Here is a 22,561-nt window from a genome sequence, read left to right on the forward strand (position 1 = left end):
AATGCTGTCCCGCAATCCCACAGCACGCTGGCACGAACGGCGTCGCGCCGTGCGCAACGACGCGCACCCACTCAGTAATCCACGCCCACCGAGAACAACAGCGTGCGCGGGTCGCCCAGGGCCACGGCGCGCTGCAGGCCGCCGGTGAAGTAGTCGCGGTCGAAGGCGTTCTTCAGGTTCAGCGCGTAGCGCCAATGGCCCTGGCGGTAGCCCAGGCCGGCATCGAATACCAGATAGCCGGGAATGCGATGGCCGTAAGCGGTCTTCTCGCCTTCGGCGCGCGCGCCGCCGCTGACGCTCCAGCCGTCGGCCGCGCCGTGGGCGGTGTACTGCAGCCACACAGAACCGCTATGCCGCGGCACGTTGTTCAGGCGGCTGCCGACGCTGCTGACACGCTGGCCACCGTCGTCGGTGACCACCGCATCGGTGTAGGCGTAGCCGCCGAACAGGCTCAACCCGTTGCCCAGGTCGGCGGCGGCGTTGAGCTCCAGGCCGCGGCTGCGCTGTTCGCCCACGGCGAGGCTGTAGCCGTCGTTGAACGGATCGGTCTGCAGCACGTTGCGCCGGCGCAGGTCGTACAGCGCCATGCTCAGGCTGGTGCCGCTGCCGACTTCCATCTTGACGCCCAGTTCCACCTGGCGCCCGCGCTCGGGATCGAACTGCGCGCCCTGCGCGTCGGTGCCGACGTTGGGATAGAAAGAGGTGGCGACGCTGACATACGGGCGCAGCCCGCCACCGGCGTCGAACATCAGCGCTGCCGAACCCGTCGTGGCACTGTTGTCGGTGCGCGTGTCGCTGCCGGCCAGCCGGTCCTCGCTGCGGTTGCGGCTGCGGTCGTGGCGCAGACCCAGCAGCAGTTGCCAGTCCGGTGCGAACTGGATGCGGTCGCGCAGGTACAGGCCGCCCGAGGTCACCACGCTGAGGTTGTCGCGGGTGGGGCGTGCCGGGCAGGTCACGGCGCTGCCGTAGACCGGCGCGTACACGTCGAGATTGCCGACGCGGCAGGTCGACTGCACGTTCCATTCCCAGGTCTTGAACGCGTCCAGGCCGGCGGTGACGGTGTGCTGCCAGGTGCCGGTGGCGAAGCCGCCCTGCAGGTAGGTGTCCTGCACCCAGGTGCGTCCGTCGAACTGTTGCTGGGTGGCGGTACGGCGCAGGGTGCGCAGGTTGGCGGCCAGGCCGTTGTTGGCGATCAGGAAACCGTCCAGACCGAAGCTCTGCCAGCGCGCGGCGTGGTGCAGACTCCAGCCATTGTCGAAGCGGTGATCGAGCACGTAGCCGATCCGGCTCTGGTGGCTGTGGTACGGCCGCTGCCCGGGTTCGCCGGTGAACAGCGCGCGGTCGATTTTGCCGTTGCGGTTGGGTTCGGCGCTGCCTTCCCAGGGCAGGCCCTGCTGGCGGATGTAGTCGCGTTCCTGGTAGCTGGTCAGCAGCACGAAGTCGGTGCGCGGGCCCAGGTCCAGCGACAGCGACGGGGCGATCCAGCGGCTGCGGAAGTACACGTGGTTGGTCGGGTCGTCGCTGTTCATCGCCAGCGCATTGAGGCGCAGTGCGACCTTGCCGTCGGCCGACAGCGGCTGGTTGAGATCGACGCTGCCCTGGCGCAGGCCGTCGCTGCCCACGCCCAGGTCGACCCGCCGCATCGGCTCGGCGCCGGGACGCTTGCTGATCAGGTTGACCAGGCCGCCCGGCAGCACCTGTCCGTACAGCAGCGAAGCCGGGCCCTTCAGCACCTCCACCTGCTGCACGCCGAACAGTTGCTCGGCCACGCGGTTGCTGTCGGCGGTGCGCAGGCCGTCGACGAACAGCGCGTCGGAGGCGGTCTGGCCGCGGATGATCAGGTCGTCCCAGCCGCGCCGGCCGTAGGTGTTGGCGACGACCCCGGAGACGTTGTGCAGGGCATCGGACAGGGTGCGCGCCTGCTGGCTGTCCAGCAGCGCGCGCGGCACCACGGTGATCGAGAACGGCGTCTGCGCCAGCGGCGCATCCGACTTGTCGGCCTGCACCGGTCCGGTGGCGCGGAAGCCGCTCTGCGCATCGGCGCGCACCTGCACCGTGGGCAGGGCGGTCGCCTGTGCGGCATCGGCGCCGCTGTCGGCGTCCGAGGCGGTGTCGGCACTGGCGGCGTGCGCAGGCAGGGACAGCGCCGTGCCCAGCAGGCAGGCGTACGAAAGGGGATGCAGTGTCATCGAGACCGTGGGGCGAAAGTTCTAATCGAGAATGATTATATTTCGCGAGAGCGGCCTTGGGAATGCCCGCGGCCGCGGCACGGCGGAGTGCCCGCTGCGCGGCATGCCTGAATATCGGGGGGCCGTACCTGCGTTGCGCCGGTACCGCGCATCGCCACGCGCTGTCCACAAACGCAAAGCGACCGCCGGTGCGGTCGCTTTGCGGCGCGGTAACGCCGTTGACCGTTGAGGGGATGCCAGTCGCGCGGGCGCGCGGCGGACTCAGCCGGCGACGCGGAACACGCCGGGCTGGCCGCCGGGCGGCGTGCCTTCGAACTGGATCAGCGAGGCGACCAGTTCGGCATGCAGGCGGATGCGGCCCATCTCGCGCATGATCCGGATGTCCTCGTGGCGCAGTTCGCGGTTGGCCACCACCTCGCGCTTGTAGGCGAGGATCTCCGGATACTTGCGCGCCATGTTCAGCGCGTCGGCCACGCACTCCACGGTGTCGGCATCGGCCGACAGCGGTTCGCGGCTGTTGAACGCGGTGAGCCAGCGCTCGAAGCCGGCGGTGCGGTCGAACATGTTGGCGATGAACCAGATCACGAACAGGATCGCCACCCACGAGGTGACCACGATGACGATGCGCGAGAACGTCAGGTGGTAGTCGTGCTGCCACAACTGCGCAGTGATCACGCCGAGCAGGATCAGCGAGATCGCCTGCCAGCCGATGATCGACGCCACCAGCCACTGCTGCTTGGCCTTGGCCAGCAACGCGACCTCTTCGCGGATCTGCGCCTCGCTCTTGTGCTGCCAGTGCGCGACCTGTTCGGGAAACGAGCGCTGGTGCAGCGCGTTGTCCTCGAGCAGCAATCCCAAGCCTTTGAACAGAGCGAGCATGACGGGCTCCTTGCAGATGCGGTGACGGACGCGGAACGTCGGTTGGCGATCTTGAGGCAGCTTCTTTCTAGCACAGCGGCCGCAAAGTGCATGCTGCGGTCGCACATGCGGCGCGGCCGCGGCGCGCCATACGCCATCGCACGGCGCTCGCGCCGCTTTCGCTACCATCGGCGCATGCCCCCGCTGCTACGCACCCTCTCCGCTCCGGCCACCGCGCAGATCCGCCGCTGGGTGCTGGGCGCGTTCCCGCGCGAACGCGACGCCATCGACTACGACCAGCCGCTCGGCGATGTGGGCCTGTTCGGTCCGGACAGCGTCACCTGGCGCATCCATGCCGAGTTTCCCGGGATGCTGGCCGGCGGGCTGTGTGCGCTGCTGCTGCAGACCCTGCATCCGCTGGCGCTGGCCGGGGTCTACGACCATTCCAACTTTCGCGAGGATCTGGTCGGGCGCCTGCGCCGCACCACCCAGTTCGTCGCCGCCACCAGCTACGCGCCCGCCGACGCGGCGCAGCGCCAGATCGCCCGTGTGCGTGCGATCCACACGCGGGTGCGCGGCCACACGCCCGACGGGCTCGCCTACGCCGCCGACGATCCGGCGCTGCTGACCTGGGTCCACGTGACCGAGGCCTACGGCTTCCTGCAGGGCTACCGCCGCTACTGCCGCGCGGTGCCGGCGGCGATCGCCGACCGCTATTACGACGAAGGCCGGCGCGTCGCCGAAGCGCTGGGCGCGCGCGACGTCCCGGCCAGCGAGGCGGCGGTGCTGGACTATTTCGCGCGGCAGCGGCCGCTGCTGCGGGTGGATGCGCGCTCGCGCGAGGTGCTGGCGGTGCTGTCCGGGCTGCGTCTGCCGGTGCCGGCGCCGGGGCTGTCGCGCGAACTGTTCCTGGGCGCCGGCGCGGCCTTGCTGCCGCCATGGGCCAGCGCCCTGCTGCGGCAGGCACGGCTGCAGCGCACCGGCCCGACGGTGCCGGCCTGGTTGCTGCAGCAGGTGGCGCCGCTGTTCCGGGTGGCACTGCACGATGGCATCGCCGCGCGTGCGTGCCGACGGGTGGGACTGACGACGCAGGCACTGGCGCAGTGGCCGCAGCGGACTGAATGATTTATCCGCATCGCTGAACGCAGTATCGCGTCACGGATGGTCAAGATCGCCGATCCCAGGCCGCACTCCCGACCCTCGATGCCGCCGAACCCGCTCGCCGACAGGAAGCGTGACCGTCGCTTTCGGCACAGCCTGCGTCGCGTCACGCGCGCGCCGTTGCGGGCGATCGCGACCTGGGGCGTGGCGCTGGCGGTGCTGCTGGCCGCCGGCCTGGTGCTGGTGCTGGCGCAGGACCGCCACAACCGCCTGGCCGCAGCGCAGCGGCAGAGCCTGGCCCTGGCCACCGGCAGCGACCGCCTGCTGCAGTTGCAACTGGACAATCTCGGCCAGGCCCTGCATGGCGAGGGCCTGAGTGCGCAGGCGCTGCTGGCGGAGACGCCGATGCGGGCGCCCGAGCTGATCGCCGCCTCGCTGCACGGCCTGCAGGCGCGGCACCCGGAACTGCGCGACGTGGCCCTGCTGGATGTGCAGGGCCAACGCCGCTTCGGCGGCACGGGCGATCCGCAACTGCGCGCATGGATGCCGCGCGCGCGCTGCGGCGACCGGGTCTGCGTGAGTCCGCCAGTGCGCCTGGCCGATGGCGAGGCGGTGGTGCGCGTGGCGGTCCCGTGGGGCACCGATGGCTGGGTCGAGGCGCAATGGCGGGTGGCCGCGTTGCAACGCATCGTGCAGGGCACCGACAGCGGGCGCGACGGCATCGTCGCGCTGACCGACGCGCAGGGCGTGCTGCTGGCCGCCAGCCGTCCGCTCGCGGCCGGCCAGCCACGTCTGCCGATCGCGCTGGCGCAGCCGATGCCGCACGGCGGCGCCCTGGGGGTACGCCGCGATGTCTTCGACGGGACACCGCGGATCCTGGCGCTGAGCGGCGGCGGTGCGCATCCGTTGCTGGCAGTCGCCGGGGTGGGGCTGCGCGAGACGCTGTCCGGCTGGTGGTGGTTCGTCGCGGCGGCGGCGCTGGTGTACGTGCTGTACCTGCTCGGCCTGGCCTATCTGCTGGTCAGCCTGCGCCGCGCCGAGCGTCGCCAACGCCACCTGCTGCAGCGCCTGCGGCGTGGCGACGAGGATCTGCGCCTGGCGCACGGCATGGGCGGCATCGGCACCTGGCGCGTCGACATCGCGCGGCGCGTGCTGCGCCTGTCCGAACCGACCGGCGCGATGTTCGGCCTGCAGCGCATGCAACTGCCCATCGAGGCGTTCCTGGCGCGGATCCACGACGAGGATCGCGCACGGGTGACGCAGCTGTACGAGGACGCGGCGCAAGGGCGCGCGGACTACAACACCGTCTATCGCATGCACCTGCCCGATGGACGCCTGCGCTGGCTGGCCGCACGCGGCGCGCTGGTGCACACCCGCGAGGGCGTGTGCATGACCGGCGCGGTGCAGGATGTCAGCGACCGGGTGGCGGCGCACGCGCGCCTGCTCGATGCCGAGCGCCAGTTCCGCCTGGTGTTCGACCGCAATCCGCTGCCGTACTGGGTGTTCGCCGTCGACAGCCTGCGCTTCCTGGAAGTGAACCAGGCCGCGGTGCGCCAGTACGGCTACAGCCGCGAGGAATTCCTGGCGATGGACCTGCTTGGCCTGCGCCCGGCGGAGGATGCCAAGCGCTTGCTGCAGGACGTGCGCAAACCGCGCGAGGGCTTCGACGCGCCGAGCGTGTGGACCCACCGGCGCAAGGACGGCAGCCTGCTGTCGGTATGCATCCACAGCGCCGACCTGGAATTCGGCGGCGTGCCGGCGCGGCTGATCCTGGCCGAAGACGTCACCGAGCGTCTTGCCCATGAACGCGAATTGGCCTACCTGGCACGCCACGAGTTCAACACCGGCCTGCTCAAGCCGCGCGCGATGGCCGAAGCCCTGCGTGCGCAGCGCGGCGGCTATGCCATCGCCTACGTGCAGGTGCGCGGCCTGGCCCTGATCGGCGACACCCTGGGCCGCGCCGCCGGCGACGCGGTGCGCAGCGCGGTGGCCGGGCGCATCCGCACGCTCGGCGAGCGCTTCGGCCTGAGCGCGCACCAGCCGGCGCAGGACTTCGTGCTGGCGATCCTGGACCCCCAGCTCCTGCCGCAGGCTTTGCAGGCGCTGCAGGAGGCGCTGTACGCACCGGTGCAGGGCGGCGAATTCGCCCAGCAATTGCAGGCGCACATCGGCGTGGCGCTGTGTCCGGACGATGCCGCCGATGCCGACGAGGCGATCGGCAGCGCCGCGCAGGCCGCGCATGCGGCGCAGGCAGAGGGCCGCAGCCTGGTGCGCTTCGACCGCGCCATGGCCGCGCGCACCGGCGAACGCCTGCGCCTGGCCGGGCGCATCCAGCAGGCGATCGAGCGCCAGGAGTTCGAGTTGTACTTCCAGCCGATCATGGATGCCGTCAGCGGCGCGCCGCGCGAACTGGAAGCCCTGATCCGCTGGCCGCAGCGCGATGGCGGTTTCATCGCGCCGGATGCGTTCATCCAGTTGTGCGAGGACACCGGGCTGATCCTGCCGCTGGGGCGCTGGGTGATGCGCGCGGCGGCGCGGGCGCGTCGCGCCCTGGTCGAGCACGGATGGCCGGACCTGCCGGTGGCGGTGAACGTGTCGGCGCTGCAGTTCTTCGACGGCGACCTGGTCGCCGACCTGGTGCAGGCCTGCGCCGAGGCCGGGCTGGCCGCCAACGGCCTGCAGTTGGAGCTGACCGAGAGCAGCCTGATGCGGCAGCCGCAGCAGGCCGGCGACGTGCTGCGGCAACTGCGCGCGCTGGGCGTGCGCGTGGCCCTGGACGACGTCGGCACCGGCTTCTCCAGCATGGCGTATCTGCGCGACCTGCCGCTGGACACGCTGAAGATCGATCGCAGCTTCGTCGCCGAGGTGGACCGCGATCCACGCAACGCCTCGATCTGCCAGGCGCTGCTGACCCTGGGCCATTGCCTGGGGCTGGACGTGGTCGCCGAGGGCGTGGAAACCGAGGCGCAGCTGCGCTGGTTGCGCGCGCACGGCTGCGGCGGCGTGCAGGGCTATCTGCTCGGGCGTCCGGCCCCATTGGCGGATGTGCTGCAGCGGCTCGGCGCGGTCACAGCATGAGTTCCACGTCGTGCCCGCTGCCCGGTGCCGGCAGCGGCTCGCCGTCCCAGTAACGCCGCAGCGGTTCGCGCACCAGGTCCAGCGCGGTGGAGGCACCGCGCGCGCCCGGATAGCGCTGCAGGTTGCGCGACTGCAGCGCGAGCATGCGCCGGTCCTGTTCGCCGACCCGGCGCAGCAGCGGCCACACCAGCAGCCGCACCGCCCACGCCGGCGCCCAGCGCCCCTCCACGTGCAGGCTGGCGAAGACGTCGGTGCTGCGCGCGTCGAGCGGGGTGAAGTGGAGGCTGATCCGCACGCGGCCGCCGCGCGCGTAGCGGTACTCGATCTGCGCGCTGCCGGGCGCGGCGAAATGCGCGCGTTCCAGGATGCGCGGCGACTCGAACAACCGGTACAGCCAGCCGCTCTGCGCCGCGGCGCCGCGGTAGTCGACGTGGAAGCCTTCGTCGGTGTGGCGCAGCTCGGCGCGCATGGCGGTGCGCGCGCCGCCGCGCCGCACCAGCCCCGGATGCAGCAGATGGGTGTGCAGCGGGTCCAGGAAGTTCTCCAGCGCATCGACCACGTGCGCATCCCAGCGCGTGCGCCACAGGAAGCGCCGCGCCGACGGCTGCAGCGTCTGCACCAGGTGCGAGGGCGCGTCCGCGCCTTCCGGATCGGGACGCAGCCAGATCAGGCCGTCGTGCTCGCGCGCGGCGAAGGCGCGGACCCGCACCGCCGGCGGCGCCTGCCCCGGCGGCAGGCCGGGGATCTCGCGCAGGGCGCCGGCGCGGTCGAAGCGCCAGCCGTGATAGGGGCAGGACAGGCCGTCGCCGGCGGCGCAGCCGGCCGACAGCGGCGCGTGCCGGTGCGGACAGCGGTCTTCCAGCGCCAGCAGGCCGCCATCGGCGCAACGCGCGATCGCCGCATGCCGGTCCATCACCGACACCGCCAGCGGCTGGCGCCGCAACGCCGTGGCGGGGGCGACGGCGAACCACTGCCGGTACAGGGACGGATGCCAGGCGCTCATGCCGCCGGCGCCACGCGCGTGGTGTGCCGCGCGCCGCGCGCGTTCATGTGATGGCGGTGCCGGCGACCCGGTTGCGGCCGGCGCGCTTGGCCGCGTACAGCGCCTGGTCGGCGGCCAGCACCAGGGTCTGCCAGGACGCCTGCGCCCCGGGCGACAGGCAGTAGCCGATGCTCACCGTGCACACCAGCGGCGCCTCCGGCGCGGCATCGATCTGTTGCTGCGCGATGCGCCGCCGCAGGCGCTCGGCGAGATCGCGCACCGACGCCTCGTCGCCCTGCGGAATCAGCACCATGAACTCCTCGCCGCCGATGCGCGCCAGCAGGTCCGGCATGCGGATGTGCTGCGTCAGGGTCTGCGCGATGGCGACCAGCACCTGGTCGCCGACCGCATGGCCGAAGCGGTCGTTGATCGCCTTGAAATGGTCCACGTCGATCATCAGCACCGCGATCGACGCCCGCTTGCGTGCGGCATCGAGGGTCGCCGCCTCGCCGCGCTCCCACATCACCCGGCGGTTGGTGACCCCGGTGAGTGGATCCTGCGAGGCGTGCCGCCGCAGTTCCGCGTTCATTTCGCGGGTCAGCATCCACAGGAAGCCGGGGGTGATGCTGGCGGTCAGCACGATGCGCGAGAGCAGGCCGAAGTTGGTGGTCGGGTCGTAGCTGGTATCGACGTCGGGATGGAAGGCCCACCAGACCACCCGCAGCCCGACCATGCCGGCCCACAGGAAATGGAAGACGGCCGTGAAGCGCGCCGGCGTGCGCACGGTGCTGTCGGCGTGTCGCCACAGCGCCACCGCGGTGGCCAGGGTCAGCATGCCGCGCACCAGGCCGCCGAAGATCACCATGATGCGGTGATCGAGGCCTGTGTAGTGCAGGCTGTAGAGTTCCAGCGCGCAGAGCAGCGCGATCGGGACCAGCAATGTCCACTGCAGCAGTGGGCGTCGCAGGTAGGCGTTTACCGCCACCAGTGTCAGTGCGGTGGCCACGTCGAGGGTGACGTTGCCGGCGGGCGCGACCCAGACTTCCATGTAGTGCCAGGCCGGCGCCAGCAGGGTGCCGAAGCCCAGGGTGAACACGGCGTAGCTCAGCGTCAGCAGCAACAGGCTGCGCGCGTGCCGTTCCTTGCGGCCGGTGACGTACAGCGCCAGGAACATCGCCGAGGACACCGCCGCGAGCAATGCGTTGACGATCAGCAAGGTGCCGGCATGGGCCAGATGCGCAATCCATTCCACAGATGTTCCGGGCCGCAGCGGCGATGAGGTGTTGCAGATGCAGCAAAGTATATGCCAGTGCCAGTGTCGGGCAGCCGACGCGGCATGTGCGATCGACGCTGAAAACGATTACGGCCCGCCTTCGGGCGTGGCGCTGCCTGGCCTCACAGCCGGTACTGGCGCATCAGCGGGACACCGATGCGCCGGGTCAGGGCGCCGAGCGCGGCGATCGGCTGGCGTCGCCGCAGCGGCAGGTGGCGCGCATCGACCGCGCTGTACTCGATGACCGGCATGCCGCCGCGCTGGCGCTTGAAACTGGCCGCGCCGGCGCTCTGGTTGAGGCGCTGTCCATACCGTCGCGCATGGTCGATGCCGCAGGCGGTGAGGGTGCGGTACAGCGCCAGCCGCTGCGGCAGCTGCAGGTCGTAGCCGACGATCGGTGCGGTGACGGTGCCGCCGATGCCGAACAGGCCGGTGATGCAGACCAGTTGCCCGTCGCCGTCGCGGAAGCCGTCGAAGCGCAGCAGCCCGGCGCGGTGCCAGGCGCGCAGGAAGTCGGTGTGGTAGGCCGGATTGCAGTGCGAATATTTCTCCAGATACAGCTGCGCATACAGCGCGGCGATGCGCGGATAGTCGGCCTCGCCGATGGCGTCGTTGCCGCAGCGCTGCAGGTCGCGGCGGTCGACCAGCTTGAGGTCGCGGGCCAGGTCGCGATGGCGCAACAGTTGCGGCCAGTCCTCGTACAGGTAGACCTGGCGGCTGCCGATCAGGGTGAAGCCTTCGGCCTGCAGCGCGTGCAGCCACTGCGGCGTATCCACCGCGTTGAGCGAGCGGAACCACAGCGCGTGGTCGGGCCAGCGCGCGCGTGCGACATCCAGCAATGCGCGCAAGCCGCTCGGCGGCAGCGGCGGGTACAGGTTGGTGGACAGCAGCCAGTTGTTGAGGGTGACCGCACGGTCGATCCGTGCCCAGTCCAGCCACGCGCCGATGCCGCCGCACAGGCCGCGCACCGGCGCGGCCAGCGCGCCCGGCAGCAGCCGTGCGGCTTCCTCGGCGGCGTAGTCGGCGTAGGTGGTGCGCGGCGAGCAGACCCAGGCGTTGCCCGGGTGGCGTTCGCCGACCGTCACCGGCAGCGCCAGGTCGCCCGCCTGCAATACCTCGATGCGCGCATGTGCGTTGTCGGCCAACTGCTGCGCGTCGCCGCCGGCGTGCAGCGCGGCGAAGCGTTGCAGCTTCGCGGCGTAGTCGGCGGCTGCGGCGTCGGCGCTGTCGGTACTCATGGCGGCGGCAGCGCTTCGCCGTCCCATTCGGTATCGCGGGTGGCGGCCTCGCGCACGCTGCAGCGCTGCGCCAGCGCCAGGCGCGCGTGGCTGCCCAGGTCGCACAGCGTGCCGACCAGCGGCCAGCGGTCGCCGCGCGGCGCCAGTACGTCCTCGGCGCGCGCGTAGTCGTGGCGCCACTGTCGCAGCCGGCCCTGGCCCAGCGCCGCCGGCAACGCCACGCCCAGCATCAGCATGCCCAGCATCGCCGCGCGCTCGTCGGCCGGGCGCAACGGCGCCGGCGCCGCGCCCGCGTCGCCGCACAGCAGTCCCACCAGCGGATCGGTCGCGGCGAACAGGTGCAGGCCGCTGGTCGCGCGCGGATTGCATTCGATCACGCTGCAGCGCCCTTGCGCGGAGACCATCCAGTCGAAGGAAATCTGCCCAGTGAAGCGCAGCGCCTGCACCAGTTGCGCGGTGAAGCGCTCGATCTGCGGGTTCGGTGCGGCGTCGAAGTAGTAGCTGGAGCTGCGCCGCAGCCGATAGCGCGGGCGGTACACCGCATGCGCCAGCAACATGCCGTCGCGCGCCAGCGCATACGAGCAGCGTTCCTCGCCCTCACAGTAGCGCTGTGCGACCCAGTCGCCCTGCGCGAGCAGGGGTGCGGCATCGGCGGGAACTCCTTGCGGGTACAGCCGCACATGCACGCCGAAGCGCGAGAACTCCGGTTTGAGTACCAGCGGTTCGGAACCGGCCCATTCGCGCGCCTGCCCCAGGCTGCGCACGCGCACGCTGGCGGGTACGTCGATGGCGCTGTCCAGGCTGCGCGCCAGTTCCATGAAGGCGTACTTGCTGTGCAGCGTGCGCAGCGTGTCGAAGTCGTGCAACGGCAGCTGCAACTGCGTCGGCAGCGCACTGCGATAGCGGGCCAGGTAGAACACTTCCTCGCAGGTCGGCACCAGCACGTCGATGCGCTGGCGCGCGAGCACGCCATTGAGATCGGCCAGCCAGGCGCGTGGCGCATCGCGTGCCGGCGCGACGCGGTGATGCGCGGCCACCGCGCGCGACCAGCCGGAGATGCGACTGGCGACGCTGTCGGCCAGGTGCACCCGCCAACCCTGCGCGGCGAAGCGGCGCGCCAGGTCCAGGGCGACCGGCGCGCGTGCGCCGGTGATCAGCACGCCGGGGGCCTCAGCCATGCGGGTGCTCCGCCGGTGCCGGCCGCCATTGCCGACAATGCGAGGGCACCAGGCGCAAGCCCGGCTCGGCCTGGCGCAGCGCATGCAGCCGCGCCAGGGTGTCGCGATAGACGCGATGCTCGCCGAGCAGGTGGGTGACCAGGGCTGGCGGCGGCGTGCCGTCGGCGAGCGCAGCGCTGGACCAGGCCGCGTCGGCGATCAGGAACACCGGGCCGTGCGCGTCCTCGAACCACAGGCCGTAGTGGCCGGGCGCATGTCCGGGCAGCGGCACCAGCAGCACGCTGCCGTCGCCGAACAGGTCGCGTGGCGTGCCGAAGTCGCGCAGTGCGGCGGGCGGCAGCGCCGCGGGCAGCGCCTCGATCCAGTGCATGCGCGGGCGCGCGCCGTGCAGCAGTGCCGGCAGGAAACCTTCGCGCAGCGCGGCCAGCCGGCCGCGGCGCTGCAGATCGTCCCAGGCCTTTTGCGCGCAGGCCAGGCGCGCGTGTGGGAAATCGGCGACGCCGCCGACGTGGTCACCATGGAAATGCGACAGCACGATCCAGCCGATGCGGTCCGCATCCACGCCGTCGCGGGCGAGTTGTTCGCGCAGCGATTGCCCGGGTGCCAATTGCACGGGCGTCAGCCAGCGGTACAGGCGTTCGGGAAAGCGCGCGGTGGCATCGAAGAAATGACGGGCGTAGCCGGTGTCGAACAACAGGTCGCCCTGCTGCGGATGCTGCAGCAGGGCCGCCAGCGCCGGAAACGGACATGGCGCCAGCGGCGCGCCGCGGCGCGTGGCGCGCTCCGGATGCGTGCAGTGACCGGCTTCGTACAGCCGCCACTGCAGCCTGGGTACGCTCATGGCCGCCCCAGCGCGGCCAGCCCGGCCTCGGTCGACAGCACGGGCGCATAGCCGAGTTCGCGGCGGGCGCGGCCGATGTCCAGCGTCTGCGAATAGCCGAGCACGCCGATACCGTAGCGGCTGAGCCGCGGCTCCGGCTGCCCGCGACGGCGCAGCGCGATCTGCTCGCCGAGCGTGGCCAGTGCCAACGCCGGTCCGCGCGGCAGCGGCAACAGCCGCACGCGCAGGCGCAGCACCGCGAACAGTTCGGTCAGCAGGTCGCGCACCGCGATCGGCACGCCGTTGCTGATGTTGTAGGCGCGGCCATCGCCGATGTGCTCGGCGCGCAGCGCCGCCAGCGCCGCGGCCACCGCGTTCTCCACGCAGCACACATCGATCATCGCGCGGCCGCCGTTGACCAGCGGGAACCAGCCGCGCTGCGCCACCGCCAGCAAGCGCGGCACGATCGCGTTGTCGCCATGGCCGAACACCGCGCGCGGGCGTAGCACCACCGCCGGCAGTCCGGCGGCGGCGGCGGCGCGCACCTTTTCCTCGGCTTCCCACTTGGTCTGTGGGTAGCCGCCGATCCAGCGCGCCGGCGGGGTGAAGTCTTCGGTGATCTGGTATTGATCGGCGAAGCGGAAGTAGATGCTGGGCGAACTGAAGTGCACGAAGCGGCGCACGCGTGCGGCGAGCGCGGCGGCGAGCAGGCGTTCGGTGGCGACCACGTTGGCCAGGCGGAAGGTCTCGGCGCTGGCCCAAGGTGCCGACAACGCAGCGCAGTGGATCACCGCATCGCAGCCGTGCAGCAACGGCACCAGCTCGTCGCGACACAGCTCGGCGGGCACGACCTCGATCCGCGGATCGCCGGCGAAGGCCGCCAGCTTGGCGGCGTCGCGACCGCTGGCGCGCACCGCTACGCCGGTATCGGCCAGGGCGCGCACGATGTAGGCGCCGATGAACCCGGACGCGCCGGTGACCAGGACGCGGGCCATGTCAGTAACGCAACACCGCGCCGCCGAACGCCAGCCCGGCGCCGGAGCCGACCAGGCCGATCAGGTCGCCGCGGACGATGCGGCCGTTGGCGATCGCCTGGTGCAGCGCGACGGGAATCGACGCGGCCATCTGGTTGCCGCGCTGGCCGATCACCTCGATCAGCGCATCCGGCGCCAGCCCCAGCGCCACGCGCAGATGGCGCAGCGCCTTGGCGCTGGCCTGATGCGGCACGATCCGCCGCAACTGCACCAGCTCGACGCCGGCCTGCGCCAGCAGCCGCTGCAGGAAACCGGGCAGCTTCGCCGCGGCCAGCCGGTAGGTGGCGCGCCCGTTCATTTCGAACTGCGAGCCGGCGCGCAGCGCGTCGACGCCATGATCCAGGCGCAGGCGGGTGCCGCCGGCGCGCACGCGGCAGTGGTCGATGCCTTCGGAATAGGTTTCCAGCCGCGCCGCCAGCAATTGCGAACCGCTGGCGCCGTCGTCGGCGCCGAGCACCACCGCGGCGGCACCGTCGCCGAACAGCGGCGCGGTATCCGCATCGTCCGGATTGAGGCCGACGCTGGCGATCTCGCTGGAGACGATCAGCACGCGGCGATGGCGGCCGGCGGCGATCGCGCAGGCGGCCAGGTCGAGTGCGGCGATGAAGCTCAGGCAGGTGGCGTTGATGTCGAAGGCCGGAATGCCGCTGCCCTGCAGGCCCAGCCGCGCGTGCAGCAGCGCCGCGCTGCATGGGATCGCCTGTTCCATCAGGCTGCAGGCGCTGATCACGCAATCGACCTCGTGCGCCTGCAACTGCGCCGCGTCCAGCGCCGCGCGCGCGGCGCGTTCGCCCATGAAGGTGGCCGGCTCGTCGGCGCCCGCGTAGTGCCGCGTGGCGACCCCGGTATGCCGCAGGGTCCAGCCGGCGGGCTTGCCCCAGCGCCGGTCGAAGGCCTCCGCCGGCACCCGCTGCGCGGGCAGATACTCGCCCGTGCCGAGGATGCGCAGCGCGATGGGCCTGCTGGTGTGGACGCTCATCCGTAAAGCTCGCACAAGGGGCGCGCAGCGTACTGCCAGCGGCTCGGCGCCGGCAACCGCTCTTGCGAAGATCGCGCCGCTGTCTGCGGCTGGCGACCTCAGACAATCCTCAATCGCGCAGCGACCTGGCGAAATACGTGGGCGCTTCGACAAAGCCTTCCCGCCGATAGAAGGCGTGCGCGCGTTCCCGCCGGCTGTGGCAGTGCACCTCCAGGCGGTCGCAGCCGCGCTGCCGCGCCAGTGCCTCGCCCTCTGCCAGCAAACGCTGTCCCACCCCGGCGCCGCGCGCGCGATTGTCGACGCAGAAATAGCTGATGCGGCAGATGTCGCCGGCCAATGCCAACTGCGGCAGAAAGTGCAGCGACAACACACCCAGGACGTCGTCCCCTGCGGCGGCCAACAGCAAAGCCGCGTCCGGATGTGCCAGGAGCTGCGTCAGGCGCGCCTCGATGAAGTCCTCGGTTCCGGCGTAGTCCAGTGCCGCCATCAGCGTCACGATCGCCTGCCGGTCCGCCATTGTCGCGTTCCTGATGTCCAGGGTGCCGTTCTCGCGCATTTGCAGGCAGTAGGAAGTCGCCCGCGTCGGGCGCAACCGCTTTGCCGACCCGACGCAATCTGTGCGGAAATGGGCGGCGCGTTAGCGCCCGCGACGCTGCCCGTACCAGAAGCCAAGTCCGTCGCGCGAGCGCAGCAGGCTGCGGCCGCGGCGCAGCAGGCGCAACAGCAGCCCCAGGTGCTCGCGCTTGCTGAAGCTGCGCAGCTTGCGGTCGGAGGTGTGCACCGGCTCGCGCAGGATCACGAAGCGTCCCTGCCGCGCCAGTGCGCGGCTCAGCGCCACGTCCTCGCCGGCGTAGTAGCGCTCGTCGAAGCCGCCGGCGGCGACGAAGGCGCTGCGCGTGCAGAACAGGAAGCAGCCGGGGGCGATGCCGGTGCAGCGGAACAGCCAACCGAACAGCGTCTGCGCCAGGCGCTCGTGCCAGGCGATGTCGCCGAGCAGGCGCACCTGCGCGCCGCCGCCGACCGCGCCGGTGCCCAGCGCGCGCAGCGCCGCGGCCAGCAGCGGGGTGTTGACCCGGGTGTCGGCATCGACGAACAGCAGATGGCGGCCGCGGCTGGCGGCGGCGCCGGCATTGCGCACGGCGGCGATGTGCCGCAGTTCCACCTCCAGCACCTGCGCGCCGTGCCGGCGCGCGATCTCGGCGGTGCCGTCGCGGCAGGCATCGGCCACCACCAGCGTCTCGCAGTCCAGCCGCAGCGCCTGCGCGGCGACATGCAGCGAGGCCAGCGTGTCGCCGATCAGGGCGGCTTCGTCGTGCGCGGGGACGATGAAGGAGATCACCCCCGCATCATGCGGGGCCGGGGCGGCGCGGGCAATCGACCCGCGCCGCGGCCGGGGGCGCGGTTCAGCCCTGCAGCGCGCCGCGCGAGGCGGCCGGGTAGCGATGGCCGGCGGCGGCGTCGGCGGGGAAGATCGCCTCGATCTGCGCCAGTTCCTCGGCGCTCAGCTTCACCTGCAGCGCGCCCAGGTTCTCTTCCAGGTAGGCCAGGCGCTTGGTGCCCGGGATCGGCACCAGGTCCTCGCCCTGCGCCAGCACCCAGGCCAGCGCCAGTTGCCCCGGGGTCACGCCCTTGGCCTGCGCCAGCTCACGTACCCGCTCCACCAGCTGCAGGTTGCGGTCGAAGTTCTCGCCCTGGAAGCGCGGCGAATGGCGCCGGTAGTCGTCGGCCTCGAAATCCTCCGGCGAGCGGATCGCCCCGGTCAGGAAGCCGCGGCCCAGCGGCGAGTACGGCACGAAGCCGATGCCCAGCTCGCGCACCGTCTCCAGCACGCCGTCGTGTTCCGGGTCGCGCGACCACAGCGAGTACTCGCTCTGCAGCGCGGTGATCGGATGCACCGCGTGCGCGCGGCGGATGGTGGCCGCGGCGGCTTCGGACAGGCCGAGGAAGCGCACCTTGCCCTGTTCCACCAGCCGCGCCATCGCCCCGACCGTGTCCTCGATCGGCACGTTCGGATCCACCCGATGCTGGTAGTACAGGTCGATGTGGTCCACGCCGAGCCGGCGCAGGCTGGCCTCGCAGGCCGACTGCACGTATTCCGGGCGGCCGTCGATGCCGCGTGCGGCCGGGTCGTTGGGGTCGAGCTTGATGCCGAACTTGGTCGCCAGCACGACCTGGTCGCGGCGCCCGGCCAGGGCCTTGCCGACCAGCACTTCGTTGGTGTGCGGGCCGTACATGTCGGCGGTGTCGATGAGGCTGACGCCGTGCTCGATCGCGGCATGGATGACCGCGATCGAGGCGGCGTCGTCGCTGCGGCCGCCGTAGAACGCGCTCATGCCCATGCAGCCGAGGCCGAGGGCGGAGACGCGGGGGCCGTTGCGGCCGAGGGTGCGGGTTTGCATGGAGGATGCTCCTGAGGGGGAGGGGAGGGAAAGCGTGGCCGCCGGGCGGTTCGCTCAGGGTGAGGACGTGCCCAGCGCGTCGCGGGCGACGGCCAGGGCATTGAGCGCGGTGGGGAAGCCGACGTAGGCGTACAACTGGTCGAGCACGGCGAAGATCTCCGCACGGCTGGCGCCTGCCGCCTGCGCGGCGCGCAGATGCAGGCGCAACTGCGGTGCGGCGTGGCCGAGGCTGGCCAGCACCGCCACCGTGACCAGTTCGCGGGTCTTCAGGTCCAGCGCGCTGTCGGCGCGGTAGATCTCGGCGAAGGCGATGGCGGCGCCGCGGCCGCTCAGCGCGGCGTCCGCGTCATCGGCCAGGGCGCGGATCGCCGCGCCCTGCTGCGGGCCCATCAGCGCGGCGATCTGCGCGATGCCGGCCGCTTCGGCCTCGGCCAGGGTCATGTTGCTCGGCAACGCGTTCGCGATGGATGCCATGGAATGGTGCTCGTGTGCGAAGGGGCAGGACGCCGCGCTCAGCGCGGCTGGATGCGGGTGCCGCCGCTCAGCAGCGCCTGCGGGTTGGGCGAGGCCAGGAAGTCGTGCGGGAAGCCCAATTCGATCGCGCTGGCGGCATCCAGCCGCTGCAGCGCCTCGGCATCCAGGTGCAGGGTGAGTGCGCCCAGGTTGTCCTGCAGTTGCGCCACGCTGCGCGCGCCGACGATCGGCATCGCCCCGCGCGCCAGCAGCCAGGCCAGCGCCACCTGCGCCGGCGAGCGCTGCAGCTCGGTGGCCAGCGCCACCACCGTCTCGGCGACCGCCAGCGCGTGTTCGTTGAAGGTGCGTTGCGAATGCGCGACCTCGGCGCGGCCCACGCCATCGACCTGCGCGCCGCCCGAGGCCGCCGCGCGCACCCGTGCCAGATCGGCGGCGCCGTACTTGCCGGTGAGCACGCCCATCGCCAGCGGCGACCAGGCCAGCACCGACATGCCCAGCGCCTCGGCCATCGGCACCAGCTCGCGCTCGACCGTGCGCTGCGCCAGCGAGTATTCGATCTGCAGGGCGACGAACGGCGTCCAGCCGCGCAGGTCGGCCAGAGTCTGCATGCGCGCCACCTGCCAGGCAGGGGTGTCGGAGATGCCGGCGTAGAGGATCTTGCCGGCGCGCACCAGGTCGTCGAAGCCGCGCATCACCTCGTCGATGCCGGTGGTGCCGTCCCAGGCATGCAGGTACAGCAGGTCCAGATAATCGGTGCCCAGCCGCGCCAGGCTGGCGTCGACCGAGCGCAGCAGCGCCTTGCGGTGGTTGCCGCCGCCGTTGGGGTCGCCGGGGAAGGGGTTGAGCGCGAACTTGCTGGCGATCACCAGGCGGTCGCGGCGGCCGGCGACGAAGCGGCCGAGCAGGATCTCGGCGCTGCCGTTGGTGTAGATGTTGGCGGTATCGATGAAATTGCCGCCGGCATCCACGTACAGGTCGAACAGGCGGCGTGCCTCGGCTTCGTCCGCGCCCCAGCCCCAGTCGGCGCCGAAGGTCATGGTGCCCAGGCACAGCGGGCTGACGCGCAGGCCGGAACGGCCGAGCAGGCGGTAGTGATCGAGGGCCATCGCGGCGGTCTCCAGGTGAAGGGTGCAGGCACTGTAGGCGCCGCGTCGCCATCGATAAATCCGATGAATCCGCATGTGCCTTGAAGCTGTGCTAAACAATGACCGACGCGGCTCCCGCGTCCGTCCTCCACTGCCGTCCGTCGCCATGCACCGTCCACCGCCGCTGTCCGCCGTCGTCGCCTTCGTCCGCGTCGCCCACCATGGCAGCTTCACCCGCGCTGCCGCCGAGCTGGGCGTCTCGCCCTCGGCGCTGTCGCAGACATTGCGCGCGCTGGAGGCGCAGCTGGGCGCACGCCTGCTCAACCGCACCACCCGCCGGGTCGGCCTGAGCGAGCATGGCGAGCGCTTCCTGCAGCGGGTGGCGCCGGGCCTGGCGCAGATCGACGCGGCCTTCGCCGACCTGGATTTCCTGCGCGACCGCCCGGCCGGCACGCTGCGCATCAACCTGCCGCTGGTGGCCGCCGAGCAACTGGTGTGCCCGCAGCTGCCGGCGTTCCTGGCGCGCTATCCGGAGGTCAGCGTGGAGCTGTATTCGGACCGGACCCTGGCCGACATCGTCGCCGGCGGCTTCGACGCCGGCATCCGCCTGGGCGAGAGCCTGGCGCGCGACATGATCGCGGTGCCGCTGGGACCGCCGCAGCGGCAGACGGTGGTGGCCGCGCCGGCGTATTTCGCTGCGCATGGAGTGCCGCGCACGCCGGCCGAACTGGCCGCGCACGACTGCATCCGCTGGCGCCGCACCGACGGCCGCCTGCAGGCCTGGGAGTTCACCCGCGACGGCCACGATTTCCTGGTCGAAGTCAGCGGACGGCTGGTGGTCAACGACACCGCGGTCGGCCTGGACGCCGCGCGCCGCGGTCTGGGCCTGGGCCAGGCGTTCGAGTGGCAGGTGGCCGCCGACGTCGCCGCCGGCCGCTTGCAGCAGGTGCTGGACGATTGGCACGCGCCGTTCGCCGGCTGGCACATCTACTACCCGGCGCGCGAACACCTGCCGCCGAAGCTGCGCGTGTTCATCGATCACCTGCGCGCGGCGCATGCGGTGGGTGGCACGGCGTAGCGCGACGGTGCTGGCCGAGGGCCGGCACATGGCGAGATCGGGATGCAGAGAACGCGCGGCAGCGCCGCAGCGCGAGGGCATTGTTGCCTCGAGGAAGCGCCCGACCGGCAAGGCCGGGCGCCGAAGGGGCATCGCCTCGCCCGGAGACCGCTGCGATCGCGATGCAGGGTGCCGCCCTTTGCGGGCGGCACCGCCGGACTCAGCCCTTGAGCTTGGCCGCGAACTCGGCCACGCGCTTGCCGAGCAGGCGCGCGGTCTCCAGGTCGCCGCTGCGCGGCGCCTCGTCCGGCGAGGCGTCGGACGGCGAGATCGCCAGCGCGCCGCCGGAGCCGGCGGTCCAGTTCACGTCGTTGGGGCCGTGCGCCTTGGTGTTGGACGGCAGCAGGCCGGTGCCGACCCAGATCTGGCCGTGCTGCTGGGCCAGGGTCCAGAAGTATTCGATGGTGGCGAACTTGTCGCCGTTGACCGAGGCCGAGTTGGTGAAGCCGGCGGCGATCTTGTCCTTCCAGGCCTGCGCGAACCACGGCTTGGAGCTGGCGTCGGCGAATTTCTTGAACTGCCAGGCCGGGCCGCCCATGTAGGTCGGGCTGCCGTAGACGATGGCGTCGGCCTGGCCGATGGCCTCCCAGGCGCCGTCGGGCAGGTTGCCGTCCTGGTCGATGCGGTACAGCGTGGCTTCGCCGACGCTGGCGGCGCCGGCGTGCACGGCCTCGGCCTGCTTGACGGTGTGGCCGTAGCCGCTGAAGTAGACGATCGCGATCTTGCTCATACGCGGACTCCTGAAGGTGAGGGGGAAAAGCGCGGGCATTGTGCGCATGCGCGGCCGCCGCGATCAGCGCCATCGGCGGGATGTTGTGTCCGGTCCGCGCGCTGCGGTTCAGCTCTCGGCCGGGGAGCGCATCGTGCGATCGATGCCCACTTCGACCAGGTAGTCGATGAAGCTGCGCACCTTCGGCGCCAGGTGGCTGCGGCTGGCGTACACCGCGTAGACGCCGATCGGCCCGATCTCATGGTCGGGCAGCACCCGCACCAGGCGGCCGTCCTCCAGCGCCGCTTCGGCCATGAAGTCCGGTTGCACGGTGACGCCCATGCCGGCGATGGCCGCCTCGCGCAGCACGTCGCCGCAGTTGGCGCGCAGCGTGCCGGCCACCCGCACCTGGGTCGCGCCGTCGGGGCCGTGCAGGGTCAGGTCGTCCTGCACGTAGCTGTAACTGAGGAAGGCGTGGCCGGCGAGGTCGGCGGCCAGCTGCGGGGTGCCGGCACGCGCCAGGTAGTCCGGCGACGCGCACAGGAACGCCTGCACTTCGCCGAGCTTGCGCGCGATCAAGGTGGGCGCCACCTGGCGGGTGATGCGGATCGCCAAGTCGTAGCCTTCCTCGACGATGTCCACCAGGCGGTCGGACAGCGACAGATCGAGGGCGACCTGCGGATAGCGCGCGCTGTAGCCGGCCAGGCGCGGGCCCAGCCGGGCGACGCTGAAACTGAACGGTGCGTTGATCCGCAGCGTGCCGGAGGGCGTCAGCGCCTGCTCGCCGACCGCCGCCTCCATGTCGTCGAACTCGGCCAGCAGCAACTGGCAGCGCTGGTAATACGCCGCGCCGACACTGCTCGGGCTGACCCGGCGGGTGGTGCGGTTGAGCAGGCGCGAACCCAGGCGCTGTTCCAGCCACGCCACCTGGCGGGTGACGCTGGCGGTGGAAATGCCCAGCGCGTCGGCGGCGGCGTTGAAGCCGTTGCGGTCGACCACGGCGACAAAGACCCGCATCGCCTCCAGCGTGTCCATTGTTTCGGTTCCTGAAATGGATCGTCGGCGGCAGGGTAATTTATTCCCGCAGATGGCGGAAATACCCTGGTCGCCTGCACGAACGCCCGGCGCTGGCCGCGCGCGCCACCGTGCCGCCCCCCACTGTGGAGACCTGCCATGGCGCGTTTGCCTTCCCTGTACATCTCGCACGGTTCGCCGATGACCGCGCTGCAGCCCGGCCTGGTCGGCACGCGGCTGGCCGAACTGGCGGCGACGCTGCCGCGGCCGCGCGCCATCGTGCTGGCCTCGGCGCACTGGCTGGGCCGGCGGCCGCTGGTCGGCGCCGCGGCGCAGCCGCAGACCATCCACGACTTCGGCGGATTCCCGCAGGCGCTGTACGCGATGCAGTACCCGGCGCCGGGTGCGCCGGCCGTGGCCCAGCAGGTTGCCGAGCTGTTGGCGCAGGCCGGGCTGGCGCCGGTGCTGGACGAGCGTCGCGGGCTGGACCACGGCGTGTGGGTGCCGCTGTCGTTGCTGTACCCGCAGGCCGACATCCCGGTGGTGCCGCTGTCGATCCAGCCGGAACTCGGGCCGGAGCACCACCTGGCGCTTGGCCGCGCACTGGCGCCGCTGCGCGAGGACGGCGTGCTGGTGATCGGCTCGGGCAGCATCACCCACAACCTGCACGACTTCGGCCGCTACGCCGAGGGCAAGGAAGTGCCCTACGTGCGTCCGTTCATCGAATGGACCGAGCAGGCGTTGCGCCGCGACGACGTGCCGGCGATGCTCGACTACCGCCGGCAGGCGCCGTTCGCCGAGCGCGCGCATCCCACCGACGAGCACTGGCTGCCGATCTATGTGGCGATGGGTGCGGCCGGCGCGGACGGGCTGGGCGCGCAGCGCATCGATGCGGGGATCGACGCCGGCCTGCTGGCGATGGACATCTACCGCTTCGACGGCGCCGCGGCGCGCGTGGCGGCCTGAACGCCAGGAGATCGACCTGAGCGATTCATCGCGGTGAAGGCCGCACCGCATCCGCGTCTCACCGTTT

General features: G+C 71.7%; 20 protein-coding genes. 4 read left to right on the forward strand and 16 right to left on the reverse strand.

What is annotated here, in order from left to right:
• Positions 1–71: 71 nt before the first annotated feature.
• Both SLW52_RS00005 and SLW52_RS00010 read right to left on the reverse strand, forming a co-directional pair.
• Entirely contained in the window at positions 72–2,189 is a 2,118-nt protein-coding gene (locus SLW52_RS00005; RefSeq protein WP_320739712.1) for a TonB-dependent siderophore receptor, read from the reverse strand.
• Positions 2,190–2,450: 261 nt separating this feature from the next.
• Entirely contained in the window at positions 2,451–3,236 is a 786-nt protein-coding gene (locus SLW52_RS00010) for a hypothetical protein (RefSeq protein WP_226978460.1), read from the reverse strand.
• Between the two features lie 6 nt (positions 3,237–3,242).
• Between SLW52_RS00010 and SLW52_RS00015 the strand changes: the two genes are divergently transcribed.
• Positions 3,243–4,172 (forward strand): oxygenase MpaB family protein, encoded by a 930-nt coding sequence (locus SLW52_RS00015; RefSeq protein ID WP_152182484.1) that lies wholly within the window; start codon positions 3,243–3,245, stop codon positions 4,170–4,172.
• Between the two features lie 156 nt (positions 4,173–4,328).
• On the forward strand, positions 4,329–7,226 hold the full coding sequence (locus tag SLW52_RS00020; protein WP_320739711.1) for an EAL domain-containing protein: 2,898 nt from the start codon (positions 4,329–4,331) through the stop codon (positions 7,224–7,226).
• Here SLW52_RS00020 and SLW52_RS00025 read toward each other — a convergent pair.
• From SLW52_RS00025 to SLW52_RS00080, 12 genes are all read right to left on the reverse strand, one after another.
• Positions 7,216–8,229 carry a Rieske 2Fe-2S domain-containing protein gene (locus SLW52_RS00025; RefSeq protein ID WP_320739710.1) on the reverse strand — a complete coding sequence of 338 codons (1,014 nt, stop codon included), beginning with the start codon at positions 8,227–8,229 and terminating at the stop codon, positions 7,216–7,218. The two genes, SLW52_RS00020 and SLW52_RS00025, sit on opposite strands and share 11 nt — an antisense overlap.
• Positions 8,230–8,272: 43 nt before the next feature.
• Complete coding sequence (locus SLW52_RS00030; RefSeq protein ID WP_320739708.1) at positions 8,273–9,460, reverse strand: GGDEF domain-containing protein; 1,188 nt, start codon at positions 9,458–9,460, stop codon at positions 8,273–8,275.
• A gap of 143 nt (positions 9,461–9,603) precedes the next feature.
• Positions 9,604–10,719, reverse strand: coding sequence for a hypothetical protein (locus tag SLW52_RS00035; RefSeq protein WP_320739706.1), 1,116 nt, complete (start codon positions 10,717–10,719; stop codon positions 9,604–9,606).
• Complete coding sequence (locus tag SLW52_RS00040; RefSeq protein ID WP_320739705.1) at positions 10,716–11,897, reverse strand: ATP-grasp domain-containing protein; 1,182 nt, start codon at positions 11,895–11,897, stop codon at positions 10,716–10,718. Before SLW52_RS00040 ends, SLW52_RS00035 begins: the two co-directional genes overlap by 4 nt.
• Complete coding sequence (locus SLW52_RS00045) at positions 11,890–12,738, reverse strand: MBL fold metallo-hydrolase (protein WP_295965358.1); 849 nt, start codon at positions 12,736–12,738, stop codon at positions 11,890–11,892. Before SLW52_RS00045 ends, SLW52_RS00040 begins: the two co-directional genes overlap by 8 nt.
• Positions 12,735–13,712, reverse strand: a complete 978-nt coding sequence (locus SLW52_RS00050) for an NAD-dependent epimerase/dehydratase family protein (RefSeq protein ID WP_320739704.1) — start codon at positions 13,710–13,712, stop codon at positions 12,735–12,737. Before SLW52_RS00050 ends, SLW52_RS00045 begins: the two co-directional genes overlap by 4 nt.
• A gap of 1 nt (position 13,713) precedes the next feature.
• Entirely contained in the window at positions 13,714–14,730 is a 1,017-nt protein-coding gene (locus SLW52_RS00055) for a 3-oxoacyl-[acyl-carrier-protein] synthase III C-terminal domain-containing protein (protein WP_320739703.1), read from the reverse strand.
• Positions 14,731–14,839: 109 nt separating this feature from the next.
• Positions 14,840–15,286 carry a GNAT family N-acetyltransferase gene (locus tag SLW52_RS00060; RefSeq protein ID WP_295969751.1) on the reverse strand — a complete coding sequence of 149 codons (447 nt, stop codon included), beginning with the start codon at positions 15,284–15,286 and terminating at the stop codon, positions 14,840–14,842.
• 81 nt (positions 15,287–15,367) lie between these two features.
• Positions 15,368–16,069 (reverse strand): glycosyltransferase, encoded by a 702-nt coding sequence (locus tag SLW52_RS00065; protein WP_043093436.1) that lies wholly within the window; start codon positions 16,067–16,069, stop codon positions 15,368–15,370.
• Positions 16,070–16,133: 64 nt separating this feature from the next.
• Positions 16,134–17,129: an aldo/keto reductase gene (locus SLW52_RS00070; protein ID WP_017909601.1), complete on the reverse strand. Its 996-nt coding sequence runs from the start codon at positions 17,127–17,129 to the stop codon at positions 16,134–16,136.
• 54 nt (positions 17,130–17,183) lie between these two features.
• On the reverse strand, positions 17,184–17,603 hold the full coding sequence (locus SLW52_RS00075; protein WP_267092964.1) for a carboxymuconolactone decarboxylase family protein: 420 nt from the start codon (positions 17,601–17,603) through the stop codon (positions 17,184–17,186).
• 38 nt (positions 17,604–17,641) lie between these two features.
• Positions 17,642–18,709 (reverse strand): aldo/keto reductase, encoded by a 1,068-nt coding sequence (locus SLW52_RS00080; RefSeq protein ID WP_320739702.1) that lies wholly within the window; start codon positions 18,707–18,709, stop codon positions 17,642–17,644.
• Between the two features lie 145 nt (positions 18,710–18,854).
• Between SLW52_RS00080 and SLW52_RS00085 the strand changes: the two genes are divergently transcribed.
• Positions 18,855–19,766 (forward strand): LysR family transcriptional regulator, encoded by a 912-nt coding sequence (locus tag SLW52_RS00085; protein WP_320739700.1) that lies wholly within the window; start codon positions 18,855–18,857, stop codon positions 19,764–19,766.
• A gap of 199 nt (positions 19,767–19,965) precedes the next feature.
• On the opposite strand, the gene SLW52_RS00090 is transcribed toward SLW52_RS00085, so the two are convergent.
• Together SLW52_RS00090 and SLW52_RS00095 are read right to left on the reverse strand one after the other, a co-directional pair.
• The gene (locus SLW52_RS00090) at positions 19,966–20,535 is read right to left on the reverse strand and encodes a flavodoxin family protein (protein ID WP_010343649.1); all 570 of its coding nucleotides are present in this window, start codon (positions 20,533–20,535) and stop codon (positions 19,966–19,968) included.
• Between the two features lie 108 nt (positions 20,536–20,643).
• Complete coding sequence (locus SLW52_RS00095) at positions 20,644–21,549, reverse strand: LysR family transcriptional regulator (RefSeq protein ID WP_017909607.1); 906 nt, start codon at positions 21,547–21,549, stop codon at positions 20,644–20,646.
• Between the two features lie 138 nt (positions 21,550–21,687).
• Between SLW52_RS00095 and SLW52_RS00100 the strand changes: the two genes are divergently transcribed.
• Positions 21,688–22,494: a class III extradiol ring-cleavage dioxygenase gene (locus tag SLW52_RS00100; protein WP_148828025.1), complete on the forward strand. Its 807-nt coding sequence runs from the start codon at positions 21,688–21,690 to the stop codon at positions 22,492–22,494.
• Positions 22,495–22,561 lie beyond the last annotated feature (67 nt).

Source organism: Xanthomonas sp. LF02-5 (assembly GCF_034105325.1).
In the GTDB taxonomy this organism is placed as follows: Bacteria; Pseudomonadota; Gammaproteobacteria; order Xanthomonadales; family Xanthomonadaceae; genus Xanthomonas_A; species Xanthomonas_A sontii.